The 17,096-nt window shown below is 58.8% G+C and carries 17 protein-coding genes; 13 read left to right on the forward strand and 4 right to left on the reverse strand.

From position 1 onward, the window contains the following. The first annotated feature begins 290 nt into the window (after positions 1–290). From soil367_RS02205 to soil367_RS18890, 3 genes are all read left to right on the forward strand, one after another. The gene (locus soil367_RS02205; RefSeq protein ID WP_246065474.1) at positions 291–770 is read left to right on the forward strand and encodes a hypothetical protein; all 480 of its coding nucleotides are present in this window, start codon (positions 291–293) and stop codon (positions 768–770) included. 145 nt (positions 771–915) lie between these two features. Continuing rightward, positions 916–3,096, forward strand: coding sequence for an OsmC domain/YcaO domain-containing protein (locus soil367_RS02210; RefSeq protein ID WP_136546487.1), 2,181 nt, complete (start codon positions 916–918; stop codon positions 3,094–3,096). 304 nt (positions 3,097–3,400) lie between these two features. Beyond that, positions 3,401–3,988, forward strand: a complete 588-nt coding sequence (locus soil367_RS18890) for a PEP-CTERM sorting domain-containing protein (protein ID WP_216642758.1) — start codon at positions 3,401–3,403, stop codon at positions 3,986–3,988. 106 nt (positions 3,989–4,094) lie between these two features. Here the strand turns inward: soil367_RS18890 and soil367_RS02220 are convergent, their stop codons facing one another. After that, positions 4,095–5,456: a flavin monoamine oxidase family protein gene (locus soil367_RS02220; protein ID WP_216642759.1), complete on the reverse strand. Its 1,362-nt coding sequence runs from the start codon at positions 5,454–5,456 to the stop codon at positions 4,095–4,097. Between the two features lie 145 nt (positions 5,457–5,601). Continuing rightward, positions 5,602–6,708 carry a DUF2855 family protein gene (locus soil367_RS02225; RefSeq protein ID WP_136546489.1) on the reverse strand — a complete coding sequence of 369 codons (1,107 nt, stop codon included), beginning with the start codon at positions 6,706–6,708 and terminating at the stop codon, positions 5,602–5,604. A gap of 86 nt (positions 6,709–6,794) precedes the next feature. On the opposite strand from soil367_RS02225, the gene soil367_RS02230 reads away from it, so the two are divergent. After that, the gene (locus soil367_RS02230) at positions 6,795–7,433 is read left to right on the forward strand and encodes a TetR/AcrR family transcriptional regulator (RefSeq protein ID WP_136546491.1); all 639 of its coding nucleotides are present in this window, start codon (positions 6,795–6,797) and stop codon (positions 7,431–7,433) included. 66 nt (positions 7,434–7,499) lie between these two features. On the opposite strand, the gene soil367_RS02235 is transcribed toward soil367_RS02230, so the two are convergent. Further along, positions 7,500–8,636 (reverse strand): glutathione S-transferase family protein, encoded by a 1,137-nt coding sequence (locus soil367_RS02235; RefSeq protein WP_246065477.1) that lies wholly within the window; start codon positions 8,634–8,636, stop codon positions 7,500–7,502. Positions 8,637–8,808: 172 nt separating this feature from the next. Here soil367_RS02235 and soil367_RS02240 point away from each other — a divergent pair, with 172 nt between their 5' ends. Further along, a complete protein-coding gene (locus tag soil367_RS02240) occupies positions 8,809–9,132 on the forward strand; it encodes a hypothetical protein (RefSeq protein WP_136546495.1) in 324 nt (107 codons plus the stop codon). A gap of 98 nt (positions 9,133–9,230) precedes the next feature. Here the strand turns inward: soil367_RS02240 and soil367_RS02245 are convergent, their stop codons facing one another. After that, positions 9,231–10,541, reverse strand: a complete 1,311-nt coding sequence (locus soil367_RS02245; protein WP_136546497.1) for a glycerophosphodiester phosphodiesterase family protein — start codon at positions 10,539–10,541, stop codon at positions 9,231–9,233. A gap of 258 nt (positions 10,542–10,799) precedes the next feature. Between soil367_RS02245 and soil367_RS02250 the strand changes: the two genes are divergently transcribed. The 8 genes from soil367_RS02250 (at position 10,800) to soil367_RS02285 (ending at position 17,019) form a co-directional block, all read left to right on the forward strand. Further along, complete coding sequence (locus soil367_RS02250) at positions 10,800–11,036, forward strand: hypothetical protein (protein WP_136546499.1); 237 nt, start codon at positions 10,800–10,802, stop codon at positions 11,034–11,036. Positions 11,037–11,083: 47 nt separating this feature from the next. After that, the gene (locus soil367_RS02255; RefSeq protein WP_136546501.1) at positions 11,084–11,728 is read left to right on the forward strand and encodes a uracil-DNA glycosylase; all 645 of its coding nucleotides are present in this window, start codon (positions 11,084–11,086) and stop codon (positions 11,726–11,728) included. 89 nt (positions 11,729–11,817) lie between these two features. Further along, positions 11,818–12,252: a GFA family protein gene (locus tag soil367_RS02260; protein WP_216642760.1), complete on the forward strand. Its 435-nt coding sequence runs from the start codon at positions 11,818–11,820 to the stop codon at positions 12,250–12,252. 38 nt (positions 12,253–12,290) lie between these two features. Next, the gene (locus soil367_RS02265) at positions 12,291–12,917 is read left to right on the forward strand and encodes a LysE family translocator (protein WP_136546503.1); all 627 of its coding nucleotides are present in this window, start codon (positions 12,291–12,293) and stop codon (positions 12,915–12,917) included. 94 nt (positions 12,918–13,011) lie between these two features. Then, on the forward strand, positions 13,012–13,512 hold the full coding sequence (locus tag soil367_RS02270; protein WP_136546505.1) for a hypothetical protein: 501 nt from the start codon (positions 13,012–13,014) through the stop codon (positions 13,510–13,512). Positions 13,513–13,699: 187 nt separating this feature from the next. Continuing rightward, positions 13,700–14,326, forward strand: coding sequence for a guanylate kinase (gene gmk / locus soil367_RS02275; protein WP_136546507.1), 627 nt, complete (start codon positions 13,700–13,702; stop codon positions 14,324–14,326). Positions 14,327–14,531: 205 nt separating this feature from the next. Continuing rightward, on the forward strand, positions 14,532–14,744 hold the full coding sequence (rpoZ, locus tag soil367_RS02280; protein ID WP_136546509.1) for a DNA-directed RNA polymerase subunit omega: 213 nt from the start codon (positions 14,532–14,534) through the stop codon (positions 14,742–14,744). A 154-nt stretch (positions 14,745–14,898) separates the two neighbouring features. Next, positions 14,899–17,019 carry a RelA/SpoT family protein gene (locus soil367_RS02285; RefSeq protein ID WP_136546511.1) on the forward strand — a complete coding sequence of 707 codons (2,121 nt, stop codon included), beginning with the start codon at positions 14,899–14,901 and terminating at the stop codon, positions 17,017–17,019. Positions 17,020–17,096: the final 77 nt, after the last annotated feature.

Here is a 17,096-nt window from a genome sequence, read left to right on the forward strand (position 1 = left end):
TTTAGGTCAGGCGCGAGCCTGGCCTTTTTTTATGGGCGGAAGCTGCCACGCCTGCGATTTATGTCGTGCATGAGCAAGGCTCTGCTGCGGCGAAAACGTCGATGCTGAATCAGATCACCTGAACAACTGTCTCCAAACAGGGGTGTTAGCGGGTAGAATCGCGAGCAGGGCGTTGTTTGATGAGCCCACGGGAGCTTTTTGCCCTTGAGAGCTGTCGTTCGAAAAGAGCCGCGCCGGGTCCAGAGGCGCGGCACCACTCGACCTGCCCATTACTCAGGATTGATAGCTATGTGCATGCAGTATGTCTTCATTGGGGGGCAGCAGCCGTGAGTCTTGCGGAAAAACTGTGTCTGACAGCGGCCTTTGTTTTCTTCATGACGGGCCTGCTGACCGGCATCTGGAAATACCGCTGCATGGCGCGCAGTGAGAACGCGGTTGCGCCCCGGTACGTCGATATCGCTCATCGAAGCTCGCTCATGTACAGCTTTGCGGCGCTTTTACTGGGTTGGTTTGCGGGCTATAGCGCCTACCCGGACTGGCTCAATTCGGTCGCCGCCGCGTCGGCGCTGGGCTTCTTTGCCCTGGCCATAGGTACCTACATTGTCCACGGCGTTCTGCGAGACACCGGTAACCAGTTCCGCAAACCGCACCGGTTGGGACGTTCTACGCTGCCGGCGTGGGTGATTCATGCCTTCATGATCGTTCTGATTGTGGCTGAAGTTGGCGGGTCTCTGGTGCTAGGCTCCGGCGCCCTGATTGCGATCTGGTGAACCTGCCGCTCGTGCAGAGCGGAATGCTCAATACCGGCGGGAAATAGCCCGTTTTCGTTTTTTCTATTGAGACGAGCCGGCTCTAAATCTGGATAATGGCGCACAAATAGCGCCCGCCAAATTCTCCAGATCCGGTAGCACTGCAATGGAAATCAACGTCAACTTTCTCGATAACCTCAGACTTGAAGCGAAGTTTGACGACTTCTCCGTAATTACGGACCAGCCGATCCGCTACAAGGGCGATGGGTCCGCCCCCAGCCCCTTCGATTATTTCCTGGCGTCTTCGGCGCTGTGCGCGGCCTATTTTGTGCGGGTTTACTGCCTGGCGCGGGATATTCCCACTCACAACATCCGTCTGTCCCAGAACAACATCGTTGATCCGGAGAACCGCTACAACCAGATTTTCAAGATCCAGGTTGAGTTGCCGGAAGACCTGTCCGAGAAAGACCGTAAAGGGATTCTGCGCTCCATTGACCGCTGCACCGTCAAGAAGGTCGTCCAGACTGGCCCGACTTTCGATATCGAAGCCGTGGACAGCCTGGACGAAGACGCCCAGGCCCTGCTGATGACGACGCCCGAAGGCAGTCGTACCTTCATCGAAGGCAAGGACCTGCCCCTTGAGCAGACCATCGCCAACATGACTGGCATCCTCGCCGAACTGGGCATGAAAATCGAGATCGCCTCCTGGCGCAATATTGTGCCCCACGTCTGGTCGCTGCATATCCGCGATGCCGCGTCGCCCATGTGCTTCACAAACGGCAAAGGCTCAACCAAGGAAAGCGCCCTCTGTTCGGCCCTGGGTGAATTTATCGAGCGGTTGAGCTGTAACTTCTTCTACAACGATCAGTATTTCGGCGAAGACGTCGCCCACCGCGCGTTCGTCCACTATCCCGACGAAAAGTGGTTCCAGCCCGGGCCGGACGATGAACTGCCCGAGGGCATTCTGGATGCCCACTGCCTGGCCATCTACAACCCGGAAGACGAGCTGGGCGGCTCCAACCTGATCGACGCCAACTCCGGCAGGGTAGACCGGGGCGTCTGCGCCTTGCCCTTCGTGCGCCAGTCCGACGGCGAGGTGGTGTACTTTCCCTCGAACCTGATCGAGAACCTGTTCCTCAGCAACGGCATGAGCGCCGGCAATACCCTGCCCGAAGCCCAGGTACAGTGCCTGTCGGAAATCTTCGAACGCGCTGTGAAGAAACAGATTATTGAAGCAGAAGTGGTGTTGCCGGATGTGCCCCTGTCGGTCCTGGAGAAGTACCCGAATATTCTGGAAGGCGTGCAGGCGCTCGAGAAGCAGGGCTTTCCCATACTGGTGAAGGATGCGTCGCTGGGCGGGAAGTACCCGGTTGCGTGCGTGACGCTGATGAACCTGAAAACCGGCGGCGTATTCGCCTCCTTCGGCGCCCACCCCAGCTTCGAGGTAGCCCTGGAACGCAGTCTGACCGAGCTGATGCAGGGCCGCAGTTTTGAAGGCCTGAACGACGTGCCCCCGCCGACGTTCAACAGTCTGGCCGTGACCGAGCCCAACAACTATGTGGAGCACTTCATCGACTCGTCGGGCGTGGTCTCCTGGCGCTTCTTCAGCTCAAAGGCGGACTACGCGTTCTGCGAGTGGGACTTCTCGGGGACGAACCAGGAAGAAGCCGACAGCCTGTTCGGCATCCTCAGGGACATGGGTAAAGAGGCCTACATGGCCATTCATGAGGACCTGGGTGCGCCCGTCTGCCGCATACTGGTGCCCGGCTATTCCGAAGTCTACCCGGTGGAGGACCTGGTCTGGGATAACACCAACATGGCCCTGGACTACCGGGAGGACATCCTTAACCTGCACCGGCTCGATGACGACCAGCTGGCCGACCTGGTGGAGCGTCTGGAAGAAAGCCAGCTCGACAACTACATGAAGGTCATCAACCTGATCGGTGTCGAATTTGACGAAAACACCGTCTGGGGCCAGCTCACCATCCTGGAACTGAAACTGATGATCTATCTGGCGCTGCAGCAGCATGAGGAGGCGCTGGATACGGTCGGTGCGTTCATGCAGTTCAACGACAACACCGTCGAGCGCAACCTGTTCTACCAGGCGGTGAACGCGGTGCTGGAAATTGTGCTGGACGACGAGCTGGAGCTGGACGACTTCCTGTTCAACCTCCGGCGCATGTTTGGCGAGGAAACCCTGCAGACTGTGCTGGGCTATGTCGATGGCAGCGTAAGGTTCCCGGGCCTCACCCCAACCAACATGCAGCTGGAAGGCCTCGATAAACACCTGCGTCTGATCGAAAGCTACAAGAAACTGCACGCGGCACGGGCAGGCAGAATGAGTTAGCGCGCCCGTCCTGGCAAACGGGTGCGGGTGACCCTCACTAGCCCCGACTCTGCAGCGGTTTGTTTTCTGAGCACCGTTTGCCCGTTTGCCCGGTTGCGCTGATGTCGAGTATTTCCGGTCCGGTATAGGTGTGCACCCCCTTCCGCCACAGTTAGTGCGTCAACTAATTTGACAGCATGTCTGGAGCGTTAAAATAATTTCATTTTAAAACAGCTCCCTATGGTTCTGGCTTGCTTATTGCTAAAAAAATATCGATAAAGCAATAAATGCATGTCCAATCAAAACCATAAAGGTTGTATTAATAATGAAAGCGCAAACTCTTGCTGCAGTAGTTCTCGGGTTGGTCAGCGCACAGGCTAACGCAATCATAATGACTGAAGTGCCTGAAAGCGCTTATATCACCCGCGGCGGTTATGATATCGCCTGGGTTTCGCCGGTGAGCCAGTCGGCAGGTTCGCTGGATTACTCCTTTCAGTCCCAGTTCGGCTGGTCGGGTATGACACTGGACATCTATAACGAAATCGGCGGATTGAGTGGCCTTGATTTCGCGTTCGTTGGTGCCAACGTCGACTACGCCACGGGCAATAACTTCGACGAGGCATCAGGCGCCTACGTGGCAAATGTTCTAGGCGCGGAGCCACAGCTTGATGTTGCGGTGGCCACACCCTGGTTTAGCAATAGCTACGCGCACATTGATTGGAACCAGGGGCTCAACGGCGAGTGGAGCCTTGTAGATCTTGATTTCCCTGGCGGCTGCATGGATTACTGCAACGAGTCGCTGGCTTACCGGGTGAGCGAAACAGTAGCAGTAGATGTGCCAGAGCCAGGGTCGCTGGCTCTGCTTGGCCTTGGGCTGGTTGGGTTGGCGTTTTCGCGTCGCAAAGCTGGCTGACATCGCAGGATATTGACCGGCATTACACGCTGAGTTGAAAAGCGGGGCTTATGTCCCGCTTTTTGTTTTGTGTTATTCAGCTGCCGTAGACAGTAAAGAACCGAGCCTATAGCGCCGCCGCCACAACTTCGCTTGCTGCCCTGATCCCCGACTGCAACGCCCCGTCAAAATACCCCATCCATTCAGTTGCTGTTTCCGTACCCGCCCAATGTATGCGACCGCAGGGCTGCCGGATGATGTCGCCGAACGACGTCATAACACCCGGCGGCATGTGGGCTACGTAGCAGCCTCGGCTCCATTGTTCTCTGGTCCAGTCCTGTTCCACATAGCCGATCGGATTTGCTGCTTCCTGGCCGAAGTAATGCACCAGATCAGCAATGACCTGCTGGTACCGGGATTCTTCGGTCATGGCGCTCATGGCGATAGCCTGGTCGCCGTCGATAAAACCGACCAGTATGCCCAGGCGCTCGTCATCGGGCGTCTGGTCGAATACGACATTGAAATGGCGGTCGTTGCTGACCACGGACCCGTTGAAGCCCCGCTGGCGCCAGAAGGCGTGTTTGTAGGCGACGTGAATCTTTATCACAGAGCCCATGGGCATGCGCTCGTGCAACGCATTGCGCTTCGAGGGTAGCGGCTGGTTGAAGACTATTTTGGATGCCAGTATTGGCGGTACGGCCATGATCAGGCGACGGGCGCTGTAGCGTGCTGTCTCCGTGACCACTGTGACGGTCTGGTCATCCTGCTCCACTGCCAGCACAGGCGCGTTCAGCTTCACGCTATCCTCGAGTCGGTCAGCCATGCGTTTGGAAATCTGCCATGCGCCGCCGACGAACTTGTCCTGCTGGGCACCACCCTCGGCCCCCGTTAGCGCCTTAAGGCCCCGGCCCTGGCGGAGATATTCCAGAAAGTAGAGGTAGGAAACCTGACGAGGTTCGGTACAGAGAACCGCGCGTGTGACGACCCGGGCGAACTCCCGTGCCTCCGCGGTCCGAACGTGGCCCAGGATCCAGCTTTCGAGGGTGTGGGCATCCCATTCCTCCGCTTTCGCCGCAGCCCAGGGCTCACCGGTCGTGGGCAGGCTTGCCATTTCCTTCTGCCAACGGCGTTCGAGCAGGCCCAGCTCCAGCAGCGAGAGCAGCGACAACCTGGGAATATCTGATGTGTAGCGGCTGACCTTGCCGTTGAACGACAGCACGCTGGCGCCCCGGGTGTGCTGAGGATAGGTTCGTACGCCCTGTTCCCGCGCCTGGGCATGCAGCAGCGTCTGCTGCGGACCCACCCACTGGCCGCCCAGGTCGATGGTCTGGCCACAGATTTCGCCGGGCATGGCGCGGCCGCCGACCCGATCCCGGGCTTCAAGCACCAGCACCCGCTTGCCGGCCTGTTTCAGCTTCAGGGCTGACTGGAGACCGGCCATTCCGGCACCCACGATGATGACATCCAGCTCAGAATCAGAACGGCTCAAGTTTGGCACTCCAGGTGTGGTTCAGCAAAACAGCGACAGGGTAGTCGCCCCTCTGACCACCTTACCTGAACTCAAGTTTCCAGCTAATGCAGGATCCCTGGCCAGGTTGCTCTATTCACCTGGCTCGCTCAGAGAGCGGCGGTCGTTACTCCATAACGATCACATGGCCAACCTGAGGATCGACCCGGCCGCTCACGAGGTCCCGAATCAGCGGTTGCGCGGACTCGAGCCCACGGTGTGCCTCAACCGTCATCCAGGGTTTCCGGGGATCGCTGATGCGCTGGATGAAGGCAAGTTGGGCCTCATTGAAACGCCGGGTAACCTCCGCCGGACCCCAGTCCGTGTTGCGCTTCTTGATCTGGTTGGGCGCGAAGTAGGTCTTTGGCTCCGGCCCCGGCAGGTTCTGGTCTTGGCTGCTGATGTGTTCCTGACTGTTCGCGGAGCCCGCGAAGCAGTCGTGCATCAGGGTATTCATAAAATGGTGATGAATCCGCGCGCGCACCTCGGCGATGCCGGAAAAGTCGACATAGAGCGTCGGGACGGCGGCATCAAGTGTTTCAAGGTCGGCGTAATCCAGTGCCCGGCTATAGCAGCCCAGGCTATCGACGAAGGCCCGGTTGCCGCTGGATGTCAGCCCGACGATATCCAACCCTTTCTGGTTATCGAGGCAGAACGCCGTGCCGTAGGCGGTTTTGCTGGAAGCACTGGAGAAAATAATACGGCGCGCGCCGAAAAAGGCGTTGTCCTCGAGAAAGTCCGCCAGCATGAACGAGGTTATGAACAGGGGGCGGACCAGCATCTGGTAGTCTTCGTTTTCAGGGCGGTAGGCCGCGTCGGTCGTGACACGCTGATACTGGTTATAGGCTGAGACCAACCCCAGACGATGGGGTGTGCCGTCATAGAACCCGCGCTCGGAGACCCGCACCGGCGTCATGACCAGATGCGTGGCCAGGGGCCAGAAGCCGTAATAGCGCTCGCCTACCTCGACACCTTCGACGGTTGAAGTAACCACCTCGGCAAACCCCCAAGCCGGCATCTGGCCCCAGCCTTTGTCACCGGTCGGAAAGAAGTCCCAGTAGCGAAGATGCGGCGTGTCGCCAAAGGCTGCGTAGGTGATATTGTTAGCCGTCAGCGCGAGCCGCGCTATTTTCATGAGCACCTGGCCCGTTTCAAGCGCCGGTATGGGTTGGGTCACAGGGTTAGTGACGCCCAGGTCGGTCCGGTCGGTATACAATCGTTTCAGTTCAGTCATCGGCCTAATCCTCTACGCGATTCATCGTCAGTATTCTTGCTGTACGATTCTACCGCGAGGCCATACAGACCGGGTTCGGATACACCATGCGCAAGCCAACGTCCTCCCTTGACCCCCGCGCCAGGCCGCTCAAGCGGCCGAGGCAGGCACGGGCAAGGTTCACGGTCCAGGCCATTTTCGACGCCTATGTTCGGATTTGGCAGCGCGATGGCTGGGAGGGCATGACAACCCGCAAGGTTGCCCTGGAAACCGGCATTGCTGTCGGCACGCTGTATGATTATTTTCCCAGTAAAGAAGCACTGCACTCGGGCTATGTACGCCACTGCATCGAGCAAATGATTGCCCGCGTGGACGAGCAGGTAGTTGCGCCGGGAGATATGCCCTGGCGGACACGTATCCGGCGCCTGATACAACTGCTCTGTGGTCAGGACTCACCGGCGTGGTTCCACCCGGAAATGTTGGACCTGGAGCCCCGTGTCGCAGACTCCGGGCTCCAGCAGCGTGCGTATGACGAACTGCTGGGCATGTGGCACCGCGTGTTCGAGGCCTGTAAAGACTTGGCGCCGGTTGCCGGGCAGACTGTGGAAGCCCTGCATCTGGCGGTCTGGGGCGGTCGTCGCTACGCACTGCTCGTCAGGCTGGATGACGCCCGAATTAAAGGCTGGGCCGTGGCCATGGAACAACTCTGCCTGACCCAGATCGAGCATGACCCAGATCGAGCATGACCAGGCGGGCGGCTCGTAGCAGGGCGGTCGAAGCCCAAGTAGCAGGACAGTCGAACCCTACATGGCTCAGCCCGGACGGGACCAGACCTCAATCTGGTTACGGCGATCGACGCTATAGCCCCGCTCCCCCGGCAACGCATTGGCCAGTCCCCGATCAGATAGGGCAGCGTTAACCCTGGCCCGCTCTTCTTCGTTACAGCCAGCTAGTACCTGATCTGCGCGTCGCAGGATATAGAGCATGTACGGCTGAACCCCGACCTGAACCGGTGTACCGCGAAAGTGTGTTTCGACCATGCCGACGTAGCGCTGGTGAGGCTTCGGTGCAACCGGCTGCCCATCCTGCGGATCATGCTCTGCTACGAGCGCGTCCAGCAGGGCCAGCTTGTCAGTGAGCATGGGAAAGATCTCGCTCGCGATGTGCCCGAACAGTGGCTCCAGGGTTTCTGGAATCTGATCATCTGGCAGAAAATCCGGGGCATAGCCGGGAAACTCAGGGGTATCCAGGCCAGGCGCGGTCATGCGCTCAACCCAGCGGAAGACCTTTGGCGCTCGCGTCTTCATGAGACCCGCAGGTACCGGGTCGCGCCCCAGGTGGGCGAACATGGGGCCTATCAGCCCGAAGTCGCCAATGGATGGGCGCCCGCCAAACAGGTAAGGGTGCTCGGCAAAGTGAACGTTGAGCAGATCCAGCAGGGCTTCGAACGATTCCTCAATCGCAGGAATAGACTGCTCTGTCACACCCAGTTGGGGCAGATAAGAATTCATCCGTCCCATGATCTTCTCAGCCATATCAGCCCCCGAACCGGAAGCGAATGCATCCCGCAGAAAGGTTTCCTGCTGGTCCCGGTAGCTCCAGCGATAATGCATGGCGTGGGGCAACAGGGTCTGGCAACCGTAGTACTGCACGATGATCGCAAGAACGCGCTGCAGGGCGCCCTGCGGATAGGCAGAGTAAGACACGCCCTGTTTCTCAAAATGATCGATGATATCGAGGCTGTCCTGGATGATCTCACCGTCCGGGGTTTCCAAAACCGGGATTATCGCCCGCTGGATGACGGGCATGATGCGCTTCGCAAAGTCAGGATCGGAAGACGTGATCTCGACGTAGGGGATTCCCTGGGTGCGCAGATAACTGCGGGCGATGCCGGTGTACAGGGAATGCGGGACGCCGTAGAGTCGGAAGGGTCGCGGACTGGCTGACACGGGGTCGCTCCTTGGTTCAGATTCTTCTGGAGAATTGCCCATGGTAGAGGATGTTCCATTGATGCGCGAAGCTCGGCTCGACGGCCCGGCCCGGTCGGGTCAGCTCAGATCGCTAGTGTAGTGCCGCTCCAGCGGAGCCAACCCCCGCAATCCATCAGACCGGGGCAGTTAGATGCAGGTTATTACTCCCGACCAACGGTATATCGTCGTCCGTGGCCGTCTGTGGCGCGCAGCTAACCCGAACCTCTCACCGGAGGTGCGGGCACGGCTTGTGGATGAGCTTATGAACGCCCGGCGGGAGGTCAAGTTCGCCAGTCAAGCCAATGACGAGGACCGGCTGGCCGCCGCAAGGGCGGCCGTTAACAAGGCTAAAGTCGCGCTAGGGGAACGTGGGCCCGTCTGGTGGACCGACGGTGCCAAGGACTTCAACCGGCATCTGGTCAAGAATACGCCGTATGCGGACTGGTTTGCGTCGGTCGAAGACAGTCAGGACTGACAGCTCGCGCCCATCGTCGGCACGCAACCCGCAACGCATCCGGGTACGGCCACCGACAGCTCAACCAGACAGCTTAACCGAGCGGCTCAGCCAGGCGGTTACTTGAGCCCCATACAGTTGGAGTAGTAAGTCGTGGTTGCGGGCCAGTCCGAGAAAACCCCAATAACGCCCACCTCCCGCGCCAGCACGTCGATCACGGTAAAGACATCACCGTCGTTGTCGATGGCATCACTAATGGTTTGGTGATACCAGCCACCGCCGCTGGCCAGGGGACCGCTGCGTTCGACCGTCCAGGCAATCAGGTCCAGCCCAGCGGCGCGGGCGTTGCGGGCGTAGTCGGAAGGAACGATCTGGTCATGGGCGTCCAGTGTCAGCATTTTCCAGAGCGCAGGCGCCAGCACATTCACCCCCTGCGCCTTAACGCTTTCCATGTAGGCGAGCGAGCTTGTCTCCGGCGTTAGGGGTGATTCGTCCAGGAACACCGCCTGCCGGCCGAACTCAGGCATCTGGTTGATCCAGAAGAGTACATCTTCCAGCTGGAAAGACTGCGGCCATACGTGCTTCGGGTTCACGCCGGCTTCAACATAGTCCTGGATCATCTGGCGCGCATAATCTTCCTGTGAGTACTCGCCCTGCCAAGGCATATCCACCACCGGTGTCTTCAGTTCCGGGGTGAACTTCACGCCCAGGGCCTGGAACAGCTCGATGCTCTCCTTGTGGGTCATCAGGGTGCCGCGACTGGCGTAAAGATCCGTCCGCCAGTCGGCAGTGCCACCCAGGTATTCCTCAGGCGTTGTAGCCATGGGGTTGAAAGCGTCCATCTTGCCTTCGAGGGACTTGAACTCGGCAAGGGTGATGTCGCTGGTGCGACATTCGGCACGGGCTGGTGTGCCGCTGGCGGGGTCGGCGGGCACGAATGGCTGGGTGCACTTGGCGTTCAGTTCCGGCACGGTGACAATGTTTGTGGTTGTGTGCAGGTCGTTCTGGGCATGGCGGCAGACCAGTTCGCGATCGCTGGTGAAGGCGACATCACACTCAACGATGCCGGCGCCCATCTGGGCCGCGGCCACGTAGGATTCCATTGTGTGCTCCGGGAACTGGAGCGGGGCGCCCCGATGGCCAATGGAGAAATCCGTCCGCTTGACGCGGTCAGCACGGCAGGACAGCAGCTCTTCTTTTAGCGGACCCTCATCCATGTCTTCCACGAGCCAGAAGGGCCGGGGTCCAAGATGTACGGCGTTACGGTTGTGACGGATGTCTTGCTTCAGTGCTTTCAGTTTCTCTTTCAGCTTGATCAGCCCCGGTGAGGTCCGGTCTGCGCCGAAGTCATACCAGGCATGAGCCGAAGCGCTGCTGGCAAGCAAGGCTCCGCAGCACAGGAAAGACACGATCAGTGTTCGTAGATTCATCACAAGCTCCTTCTTAAGTGAATGTATACCGCCTAAAAACCGAAACGTCAGTATCGGCGGCCGGGATTACAGCCCCGTGAAGCTTCTGATGCCCCGGCCGACCTCGCGGGAAAATCTTGCATATTGCCTCCAGCGATTCGCGAGAGTGACAATGATCAGCTGTTACCGCTGGAGACTGGGGCCAATTACGCGAGATTGGACTTGGTTATAGGGGGCGGCCCCGTCATAGCGGACGGACCTGGCCATGAGGGGACGGACATGTGCAGGCAAATGGTTTTGGTCGTGCTCGTTTTGCTGGGCGGATGCAGCAGCAAAGCTGTCTACGACAATATCCAGCTGAACAACCGTCTGGCCTGCAATGAGGTTCCGCCACCGCGCTACGAAGAGTGTATTGAGCGGACAAGTCAGCCCTACGAAGCCTATGAAAGGGCGCGAAAAGAGGACGTCATCCGTGAGCGGTCCCGCACGGCTCCTGCCGCTGAAGGCACGGACTGACAACCTGGTTAACGCGGATAAATTCTGACCTGAACCGGAAACTTTTTATGACGCTGGACGAGTTGTCCGTCGCTATTCGCAGCTGCCGACGGTGCGAGCACAAACTGGCGGAATACGGCGTCGAGCCTCGCCCGATCTTCTGGGGTGCTGCGGAATATCCGGTGGTGGTGATTGGCCAGGCGCCCGGTATAACAGAATACCGGGAAAATGCGCCTTTCCAGGGTGCTGCAGGCAAATCGCTACGGGCACTTTTTGAGTCCTGCGGACTTGCCGACTTCGACCGCAAGGTCTACCAGACCTCGGTGGCAAAGTGCTTTCCTGGCCGGCAAGCGAACTCAAGTACAGACAGGAGGCCGAGCGCATCAGAAGTGAAGAACTGCGCTCCGTTTCTGGTTAGCCAGTTGGCGTTGCTGAAGCCCAGACTTATCGTCATCCTCGGCAGTCTGGCCTGGGAGAGCTTTGCTTCGATACGGGAGCGCGAAGAGCCGGGCTACTGTATGGCCCAGTTTCAGAAAAAAATCCCCAAGACGCTGCGCGTCTCCGATCTGGTCGGCCGCAGGTTCCAGTGGAAAGACGCTATTGTGCTGCCAATGATTCATCCCGCGGGTAGCGCCAACGGTGCTCGTGCAAAACACCCGAAGCTTGACCTGATGTCGAAGCGGCTTTTGCAGGAAGAGCTTGAGAAGATCTGAACGGCCGGTTTGACTGAGGCGCCTTTGGAGCTGATGACCATGGCGCCAGATTGTCCCGACTGCGTTCGGTAGTAGAGGTGCGAGAAAAAATGATAAAAGGTGAATGCCTGTGCGGCGAAGTTCAGTTCGAGATCCTGGCCGCTCTGCCCAATCTCTACCAGTGTCATTGCTCCCTGTGTCGCAAGGCAACCGGTGCAGCAGCCAATGCCGCAACATTCGCGTCCCGGGAGAATTTTCGTTGGACATCAGGTCATGCCAGGGTCAAGTCGTTCAGCAAGTCGACTGGCTACCGCAGTGATTTCTGCTCGGTGTGTGGCAGCCCGGTTCCGAACAGCCTGGGCGATACACAGCTTATGTGGATCCCGGCCGGGCTGCTTCCCGACGAGTTCACAGCGGAGATTGCTGTACACCTGCACCTGGCGTCATCTGCTCCCTGGGAGCGTGAGGCGGCTTCGTGCCTGCGACTCGACGCCGGGCCGGACAGCCTGTCAGCGTTGAGCGAGGCGCTCAAGCCTGGCACTTGATTTACTCATCTCCGCTCTAACTTCCCACGGGTTTGTAAATGGCTCTGACAACCTGGCTGACTGTCGTCACTATCTGCGTACTCGGCGCCATTTCCCCCGGCCCCTCGCTCGCCATCGTGCTGAAGCAGACGCTCTCAGGTGGCCGCAGAGCCGGCATGATCACAGCGGCTGCCCACGGGCTGGGGGTGGGGATTTACGCTTTCGTCAGTATTCTGGGGCTGGCCGCTGTAATCACCGCGTCCCCCGATGTTTTCCTCCTCCTCCAGTGGAGTGGCGCGGCATACCTGGCATGGCTTGGAATTAAAGGGTTACTGGCAAAACGACAGCCTCAGGACGACGGACTTCATCCGGTACTATCCACCACCACGAAACCAGCCCGGGAAGGTTTTCTGGTGGTTCTGCTGAACCCCAAAATCGCAGTGTTTTTCCTCGCATTGTTCAGCCAGGTAGTGGGAGCCGACACCAGCCTGCCGGGTAAACTCGGCTATGCCGCGACTGCCATGGTTATCGACGCCGGTTGGTACACAATCGTTGCCTGGTTGTTCTCCAACCCGCGCTGGCTCCAGACGCTGCGTCAGAAAGCCGTCTGGGCTGAACGTATCTTCGGTGTGATTCTGGTGGGGCTGGCCGGACGCATGGTGGCGCGCATCATCGAAGGGGTATAGTTGCTTTCAGAAATCATGTTGGGGCGCGTCGGAGCAGCCAATCATTATGGGTTTACGCGCTTTTACAGTCAGCAGAACAATACAAGGATTACACGTGCCAGGGATCTCACTGAAACTCGCGACTTTATTACCGGGCTTCTTTCTCGCGCTCTCTTCGGGGGTTCTCTTCGCAGACCAGAAATCACCGGAAGATTACCTGAAAAACAGACCTTTGATGCTGGAGTTTCGCTATTGCGAATGCCCCGCGAGCGGTATGAGCAGTGGGCCTTCTGAAGTGCTGCCGAGCTTTATGGATGAGTCGAGTGTGTTGAAGGTCGGCGTGTCTTCCGAGGAGGCTGGGTTCATTGCTTCCGATGAGGTTTCGATAGGCTTCGAGCTCAAGCCAGTGGATGGCGAACCAGGCAGGTTCCACTTCGGTTACTCTGGCTCCTATGCGGCCGGGTCCAGCACAAGTTCCGGGAAAGCGAAGCTGATGCTCGACAAAGGGCAGTGGGTCAGCCTCTTTGGCGCGCACGGCGGGAGACATGGGGAGCCACGGTCCCTCGGGGTTGCCGTTCGGCTGGTCGAAACCGGTGGCGCATCCGGCAACCGCTGAAAACCCCCGGGCGTGATTTCCCGTCACTAAGTTTCAATCGCAGAAAGTGCTAAACTCCCGGGCCTGAGATCAGCCAGGCTCTGTTTGACTGCCCGGAACGTCTTACACCGCAGCCAGCGCCATCTATACTCTTCTTTTGTTTCACCCTCATTCAAGGGGGTGTTGCCTTAGCATCAGGAACTTCAGCATGACTGCACATTGCGGCACTCTCTACGTGATCTCGGCGCCATCAGGCGCGGGTAAGACCAGCCTTGTGGCGGCGCTGCTGGAACGGGATCCCCGGCTGCGGGTTTCGGTCTCGCACACGACCCGCGCGAGTCGCCCGGGAGAGGTGGATGGCACGAACTATCATTTTGTCTCCCAGGACGTATTTGTCGAAATGATCGGGCAGGGCGCCTTTCTGGAGCATGCCGAAGTATTCGGCAATTACTATGGCACCTCCCAGCTTTGGGTGAATGAGCAGCTGGCGCTGGACCGGGATGTGATCCTCGAGATCGACTGGCAGGGCGCCCAACAGGTGCGCCGGCTGCGCCCGGACTGCGTCAGTATTTTCATCGCCCCGCCGTCGCTGGCCGAGTTGCGGCTGCGGCTGGAACGGCGTGGGCAGGACAATGCCGATGTGATCGACAGGCGGATGCGCGAGGCCACCGCGGAGTGCAGCCATCATGGTGAGTATGATTATCTGGTCCTGAACGATCACTTTGAAGATGCGCTCGCCGATCTGCTGGCCATTGCCCGGGCCGAGCGGGCGCGCACTGAGTCCCAGCAAGTGCGCCATCCGGAGCTTATCCGGGGTCTTTTATCGCCGGGTTGAGAACCGGAAGTGCCTCAGGATGTCATATACAGTAGGACCCTTTGGCGCTATAATTCGCGGTTCGACGGCGAACAGGCCGTCACCATCACAACGCCACGATTTTCAAGGTGTGACCGATCCGCAGGCGCGACACAAACGCCCGCTCCAGATCTGGTCCACCGGTTGATTGTCCGTATTTTCAAATTGTTTCTGGGGAAATAACTGTATGGCACGGGTAACTGTTGAAGACTGCCTGGAACACGTCGAAAATCGTTTTGAGCTGGTCATGGTGGCTTCGAAGCGCGCCCGTCAGCTGGCGACCAAAGGGCGTGAGCCGATGGTGCCGCCGGAAAACGACAAGCCGACGGTGATAGCGCTGCGGGAAATGGCAGCCAACAAATTGAATCCCGAGTCAATGGCCGAACACGAAGACGAGTAACTGCAGTACCGGCCCGGGTCAGTTGAACCCGGGCGAATCCCGGGTACGTTGTCGGCAATTGCGAGGTAAGCAACGTGAAAGTCGGTGTTCGCTTCCCGCTTGGGCCAGATGACTTTGGGGCCAGCGCAAAACCAGGCATGACGGAGCCTTGGGCATGGCAACGATTGAAGCTCTCAGCGAGCGGCTGAAGAATTATCTCGACGACAACCGCGTCAATCAGGTGCGGCGAGCGTTCTTTTATGCCGAGCAGGCCCATGAAGGCCAAATGCGCCGAAGCGGCGAGCGTTATATTACCCATCCCCTTGCTGTTGCCCACATTCTTGCCGATCTGAACCTTGACCATCAAAGCCTGATGGCCGCCCTCCTGCACGATGTCATCGAAGATACCGGTATTCCCAAGGATGCGCTCTCCGCGCAGTTTGGCGAATCCGTTGCCGATCTTGTGGATGGCGTCAGCAAGCTGACCCAGATTGAATTCCGCTCCCGCGCCGAAGCCCAGGCTGAGAATTTTCAGAAGATGACCCTGGCCATGGCCAAGGACATCCGCGTGATCCTGGTCAAGCTGGCCGACCGGCTGCACAACATGCGCACACTCGGACCTCTGGCCCATGAAAAGCGCCGGCGCATCGCCACCGAGACCCTCGATATTTACGCGCCGATCGCGCATCGGCTCGGGATGCACAGTCTCTGCGTAGAGCTGGAAGACCTGGGTTTCGCAGCGCTCTATCCCATGCGCTCGCGCTATATCGGCAAGGCGGTCGAAAAGCTTCGTGGCGATCATCTGGAAATCATCGAGGAAATTCGCCAGCGGCTGGAGCAGCGCCTGGGCGAACGTGGCCTGCCGGGCAAGATTCTGGGACGCGAAAAGCATCTGAACAGCATCTACCACAAGATGCGCAATCGGCAGAAGTCGTTCCACGAGATTATGGATGTGTATGCGTTTCGCATCATCACCGACTCGGTCGATGACTGCTATCGCATACTGGGCGCGGTGCACAGCCTCTACAAGCCACTCCCGGGGCGTTTCAAAGACTACATCGCCATGCCCAAGGCCAACGGCTACCAGTCCTTGCACACCACCCTGTTCGGCATGCACGTCAATATCGAGATCCAGATACGAACCGCTGAGATGGAGCGCATCGCCAATGACGGCATTGCGGCGCACTGGTTCTACAAGACGGGTGATTCCGCGGTCGGCGATCTGAATCAGAAGCGGGTGAATCGCTGGGTCCAGGGGCTCATGGAAATGCGCGAGCGCACCGACGACTCGCTGGAATTCATCGAACACGTGAAAGTCGACCTGTTCCCCGACGAGGTCTATGTATTTACGCCCAAAGGCAAAATACTGGAGCTGCCCGCCGGGGCAACGGCCGTCGATTTTGCCTATGCGATCCACACAGATATCGGCAACGCCTGCGTGGCCTGCCGTGTCAATAAACAACTCTCGTCTTTGAGTATGCCGCTGCAGAGCGGTCAGACGGTCGAGATCATCACCGCGCCGGGCGCACGACCCAACCCGGCCTGGCTGAATTTTGTAGTCACCGGTAAAGCGCGGAGCAGCGTCCGGCATGTCCTTACCAGCCAGCGTCGCAATGAATCCGTAGCGCTGGGCAAGGATCTGCTGACCAAATCGCTGAACAGTTTCGGCTGGAAGCTGGGAGACATCCCGAAAGAGCAGGTCGAGCGCGTTGCCGCCCACAATCAGGCCAGCAGTCTGGATGACCTGCTGGCGGAGATCGGTCTGGGCAACCGCATGGCCTTTATTGTCGCGCGCCAGCTTCTGCCCGCGGGCTCTTCGCGGGCCGATGTCCCCAACGACCAGGAAGAGCCGACGCGCGTCACAATTCACGGTACCGAAGGGCTGCTGGTGCGTTTTGCGCCCTGTTGCAAGCCCATCCCCGGCGATCCCATAGTCGGCCGGATGGACTCCGGACGCGGGATGGTGATCCATTCAGAGCACTGCGAGCGGGTTCGGAAGGGTAAAGAAGGCGATCAGGATCTGGTCCATCTTGACTGGGCCAAGGATATTACTGACGAGTTCTCTGTGGAGCTCAGGGTTGAGCTCGAAAGACAACGAGGCGTTATAGCCGAACTTGCCAATGCGGTCACCCACGGCGACGCCAACATCGAACGCATCAATGTCGAAGAACAGAATGCCGGGCACAGCCGCATTAACCTCGTCCTGCACGTTAAAGGGCGACGTCATCTTGCGCGGGTCATGCGGCGCATCCGTCGTATACGGGCGGTAACGAGCATTACCCGGATACGCAGCTGAGCCAGCGGCCGGAATTTGACAATTAACCTGAAGTTCCCCAGCATCGAACGCCCATTTTCTGACCGGTTGCCGAGCAT

It is taken from the genome of Hydrocarboniclastica marina, from assembly GCF_004851605.1.
Lineage (GTDB): Bacteria > Pseudomonadota > Gammaproteobacteria > Pseudomonadales > Oleiphilaceae > Hydrocarboniclastica > Hydrocarboniclastica marina.